The 4,255-nt window shown below is 71.8% G+C and carries 6 protein-coding genes, 1 tRNA gene and 1 pseudogene; 3 read left to right on the forward strand and 5 right to left on the reverse strand.

Translation table 11 applies throughout. The features are described from left to right. Nucleotides 1–81 precede the first annotated feature (81 nt). Nucleotides 82–1,047, forward strand: coding sequence for a CobW family GTP-binding protein (locus ACFQ3T_RS18945; protein ID WP_380724625.1), 966 nt, complete (start codon nucleotides 82–84; stop codon nucleotides 1,045–1,047). Between the two features lie 131 nt (nucleotides 1,048–1,178). Here ACFQ3T_RS18945 and ACFQ3T_RS18950 read toward each other — a convergent pair. Both ACFQ3T_RS18950 and ACFQ3T_RS18955 read right to left on the reverse strand, forming a co-directional pair. After that, nucleotides 1,179–1,252: transfer RNA gene (locus ACFQ3T_RS18950), tRNA-Leu, on the reverse strand. Further along, nucleotides 1,243–1,686, reverse strand: coding sequence for a hypothetical protein (locus ACFQ3T_RS18955; RefSeq protein ID WP_380724626.1), 444 nt, complete (start codon nucleotides 1,684–1,686; stop codon nucleotides 1,243–1,245). The genes ACFQ3T_RS18950 and ACFQ3T_RS18955 overlap by 10 nt, the downstream gene beginning before the upstream one ends. A 115-nt stretch (nucleotides 1,687–1,801) precedes the next feature. On the opposite strand from ACFQ3T_RS18955, the gene ACFQ3T_RS18960 reads away from it, so the two are divergent. Then, nucleotides 1,802–2,023 carry a DUF3618 domain-containing protein gene (locus ACFQ3T_RS18960; RefSeq protein ID WP_380724627.1) on the forward strand — a complete coding sequence of 74 codons (222 nt, stop codon included), beginning with the start codon at nucleotides 1,802–1,804 and terminating at the stop codon, nucleotides 2,021–2,023. 39 nt (nucleotides 2,024–2,062) lie between these two features. Here the strand turns inward: ACFQ3T_RS18960 and ACFQ3T_RS18965 are convergent, their stop codons facing one another. The 3 genes from ACFQ3T_RS18965 to ACFQ3T_RS18975 form a co-directional block, all read right to left on the reverse strand. Further along, entirely contained in the window at nucleotides 2,063–2,677 is a 615-nt protein-coding gene (locus ACFQ3T_RS18965) for a TetR/AcrR family transcriptional regulator (protein ID WP_380724628.1), read from the reverse strand. Nucleotides 2,678–2,729: 52 nt separating this feature from the next. Further along, the gene (locus ACFQ3T_RS18970) at nucleotides 2,730–3,122 is read right to left on the reverse strand and encodes a hypothetical protein (RefSeq protein WP_380724629.1); all 393 of its coding nucleotides are present in this window, start codon (nucleotides 3,120–3,122) and stop codon (nucleotides 2,730–2,732) included. Between the two features lie 67 nt (nucleotides 3,123–3,189). Next, complete coding sequence (locus tag ACFQ3T_RS18975) at nucleotides 3,190–3,645, reverse strand: cupin domain-containing protein (protein ID WP_380724630.1); 456 nt, start codon at nucleotides 3,643–3,645, stop codon at nucleotides 3,190–3,192. Nucleotides 3,646–3,743: 98 nt separating this feature from the next. Here ACFQ3T_RS18975 and ACFQ3T_RS18980 point away from each other — a divergent pair. Further along, nucleotides 3,744–4,255, forward strand: a pseudogene (locus ACFQ3T_RS18980) (hypothetical protein); the annotation flags it as partial.

The raw sequence follows: 4,255 nt of genomic DNA on the forward strand, positions 1-4,255 counted from the left end.
ACCCGACCGCGCGCGATCAGCCGCGTGGGCCCGGGTGCTTGGGGCCGGCTGCGTGGGAACGGCTGCGTAAGATCGGTCGGCGTGAAGCGGATCCCGGTGATCGTGGTGGCGGGTTTCCTCGGCTCCGGCAAGACGACGCTGCTCAACCACCTGCTCGGCGGCAGCCGCGGCACCCGCGTGGGCGTGGTGGTCAACGACTTCGGCGCGATCGGCATCGACGCGATGAGCGTGGCCGGGCAGGTCGACTCCACGGTGTCGCTGAGCAACGGGTGCCTGTGCTGCGCGATCGACGTGAGCGAGCTGGACGCCATGCTCGCCAAGCTCGCCCCGGTCGTGGACGTGATCGTGATCGAGGCGAGCGGGCTGGCCGAGCCGCAGGCGATGGCGCGGATGGTGCTGGCGAGCGAGAACCCGCGGCTGGCCTACGGCGGGCTCGTGCTGCTGGTCGACGCGGCCGAGTTCCCCGACGACCTGGCCAAGCACCTGCGCGTCGCGGACCTGGTGGTGCTGAACAAGGTGGACCGCGTCGGCGACGCGTCGGCGTTGGCGGCGGAGGTCGACCGGCTCAAGCCGGGCGTGCCAGTGGTGCCCGCGTCGTTCGGGCGCGTCGACCCGTCGTTGCTGTTCGACCCCCGGCCGCGCGCGGAGTTCGGGCAGCTGTCGTTCGAGGACCTGCTGGAAGACGACGGCCACGAGCACGACCACGTGCGCTACGAGAGCGTGGAGTTCGTCGCCGACGCCCTGAACCCGCTGCGGCTCATGGCGTTCCTCGACGAACGACCCAAGGGCCTCTACCGGATCAAGGGGTTCGTGCGGTTCGACGTGCCGGGGCACCGGCAGCGGTTCGGCCTGCACACCGTGGGCGCGTTCCTGCGGTTCGAGCGCTCGGCGTGGCCCGCGTCCGGCCCGCGCCGCACCGAGCTCGTGCTGATCGACACGGGCCTGGACACCGCCGCGATCCGGGCCGCGCTGGAGGACTGCGTCGAGCCGGACCCCGCGTCGGTCGACCCGCGGTCGATGCTGGAAGTGCTGCGCTACACCGCTTAGGGCCGCACGGCCCGACGCTGCACGGCCCGACGCTGCACGGCCCAGGGCGACACGGCCTGCGATGACACGGCCTGGCGCGACACGGCTTGGGAGGCGCCCTCGGCGACAGCGCCGAGGGCCACCGGGCGACGTGGGCTCGGAGAGACTCGAACTCTCACTGGCACGGACCTAAACCGTGTGCCTCTGCCAATTGGGCTACGAGCCCGTCGTCACCAGCTTATCCGCAGGCTTCAGCAGGCTGATGCCGAGGGACACCACGCCCGCGGCCAGGCTCAACCCGCCGATGTACAGCAGCACGATCAGGCCGTTGGCCTTGGTCGCGCCCTCACCCAGCGCGGACAGGAAGAAGCCGGACGGCATGAAGATCGCGGCGATCGGCACGCCGAGCCGCGCCACCCAGCCGAGCGTGCCGCGCACGTTCGCCGCGTCGGCGTACAGCAGGCACACGAGGCTGAGGATCAGGAGGACGCCGGCGTGGGCGTGACCGGCGCGGAAGAACGACTGCTGGAACTCGGTCAGTTCGATCTCGCCCTGAACCACGGTGGTCATGAAGCGACCACCGAACTCGACGCCGACGAGGCTCAGCAACAGGATGCCCGCCAGGCGGCGGGAGGCGAGGGACAACGGGATGGCGGCCATGACGCTCCTCCACAGGAATTGAAACAGCGTTATGAAACCATTGACCGCCCGGTCAGGTCAACGGTGATCCGCCGTCTCAACTACGGTTGTGGCCAGACCGCAGCTAGGAGGAGATGTGGCCCGCGATCCCGACACCATCCAGCGCGAGATCGAGCAGGCTCGCAACGCGCTGGCCGTGACCCTGGACGAGCTGGGGACCAGGGCGAACCCCCAGCGCTTCGTCGAGTCCGGCAAGGAGAGCGTGCGCGCGAAGCTCGACGAACCCAAGATCCGGTACTCGCTGATCGCGGTGGCCGTGCTCGTCGGGTTCGCCTTGCTGCGCAAGCTGTTCAGGTGACCTGCTCGGCGATCCGGTCCTCGTGACCCGGTTCGGCGGCTACTGCCCCTTGGCGACGAGGGGCAGTAGCACCTGGTCCACCACGCGGTCCACGAACGGCAGGTCCAGCGGGTCGCCGGTGAGCATCAACCGGTAGATCAGGGCCGCGCCCGCGATCTCGACGGCCATGCCGCGCGGCGCGTCCTCGCGCAGCTCGCCGCGTTCCGAGGCCCGGTCCAGGATGCGCCGCAGCACGTCGCGCTGCGCGGTCAGGAACGTGCCGCGGAACGCCGAGGCCAGTTCCGGCTCGTGCGGCAGCTCGCCGACCAGCGCCTGCGCCGCCTTGCCGATCGGCCCGGACAGGAACGCGGCGAAGGCGCTCAGGAACTCGCGCAGGTCGCCGGCCAGGGAACCGGTGTCCGGCTCGGCCAGGTTCTGCTGCGCGAGCTGCGTGCACGTGTCGATCACGAGGTCGAGCTTCGACTCCCACCGCCGGTAGATGGTGGCCTTGCCGGCCCGGGCGCGCGCGGCGACGGCGTCCATGGTGAGCGCCCGGTAACCGACCTCGGCCATCACCTCCAGCGCCGCCTGGCGCAGCGCGTCGTCCCGGCTGGCGTCCCTCGGTCTGCCCCGCTGAGGGGACCGTGCCGCCCCGCTGTACACCGGTGTGGCCATCTGTGTGCTCCTGTCGCCTTTGGCCGGACATCCTAGGCCGCGGCGTTCGGCCTCAGGCTTTGATCACCTGGTCGTGAGTGGTGCTCGCTTCGGCTGTGCCGGCCTGCGCCGCCGGCACGGCACCCGCGGTCGCGCCCACCGCGACCCCTGTCTTGGTATTCGCCGTGGAGTGGCCGGCGTTAGCAGCGGGTTTCCCGGCGGGCGGCGCGAGCCCCGCGCGGGTGTGCAGGTACGCCACCGAGAACGCGAACGCGTCACCGTCCAGCAGGTGCACCACGGCCCGGTCGCGCCCCACCGCCAGCTCGTCCACCAGCTGGTCGGCCGCCAGCCGGGCGGCGATCAGGCCCGGCGCCGTCGCGTCGAGCTCCTTGTCGTCGGCGCGCACGGTGATCGCCCAGTCGTCCCCGTGGCGCCGGTAGTTGGCGGTGATCGTGAGAGTCGGCATGCCTCGCCTTCCGTCGGTCCTCCCCCAATCTGACCGGCGATTCGGCTCGAATACGTCGTCTGTCCCTCTAACGAGTGGGTGACCACGCGGAGGTGTCGAAGTCGGCCCGGAGCGCGTCGAGCTCGGCCGCGGTCGCCCGGCGCCCGGCGGCGACCATGCGGGACACCTCGCGGAAGAAGTCCTCGTAACCCGCCGGGGTGAAAATCATGAGGCACTTGGCGGGCTGCCCGGTGGCGTTGCGGAACCCGTGCGGGGTACCGCGGGGCACGGCGAGCGCGCCGCCCGCGTCGATCACCTCGGGACCGCTCGCGGTGTCGAACGTGATCGCCCCGTCGAGCACCACGAAGTCCTCTTCGTGGCTGTGGTGCACGTGCGGGGCCGCGCCGAGGGCCCCGGGGTCGAGGGTCAGCTCCACCACCGCGAGTCGGCCGCCCGTGTCGCCGCCGGCCAGCCGGACGCGGTAGCTGCCACCCACCGCCGGCAGCTCCTCGACGTCACCTGATCGGCGTACCCCGAAAGTCATACACGGACGGTACCCGTTTGGTAACGGGCAGCTGCCACGGTTCGATAGGCCATTCGGAGCAATCGAGTCCGGTACGGGAGGTCCTGATGAGTCGTCGTATGACCGCTGCGGTGTGCCTGGCGTTCGCGTTGGTGGTGCCGCCGGGGGTGGCGCTGGCCGCGCCGTGGCCGGTGCCGCCGCCCGGTGTCCCCGGCGCGGTGGACGTGCCGGGCCTGCCCGACCTGCCCGACGTCCCCGGTGTTCCGGGCGGCCGGGGCGACCAGGGCCGGGGTGACGTGTGCAAGCACCGCGGCGAACCGCCGTGCCACACCACGACGACCACGAAGCCGACCTACCCGACGACCACGTCGTCCACCGGGGCCACCACGACCACGACGGACCTGTCCGGCACGTCCGCGACGTCCACCACGACCACCACCACCGGCGTCTCCGGCACCACGGCCACGTCGACGACCACGGGCGCCTCCGGCACGTCCACTTCGACGCCCGGCACCTCGGCCACGTCCACCACGGGCGCGTCCACGACCACCACCAAGGTCGGCGGCACGACGAGCAGCGCGCCGGTCGGCACCACCGCGCCCGGCGGCGCGCGCCCCGGCCCGCGTCCGCC

This window comes from Saccharothrix hoggarensis, assembly GCF_042678885.1.
GTDB classification, from domain to species: Bacteria; Actinomycetota; Actinomycetes; order Mycobacteriales; family Pseudonocardiaceae; genus Actinosynnema; species Actinosynnema hoggarensis.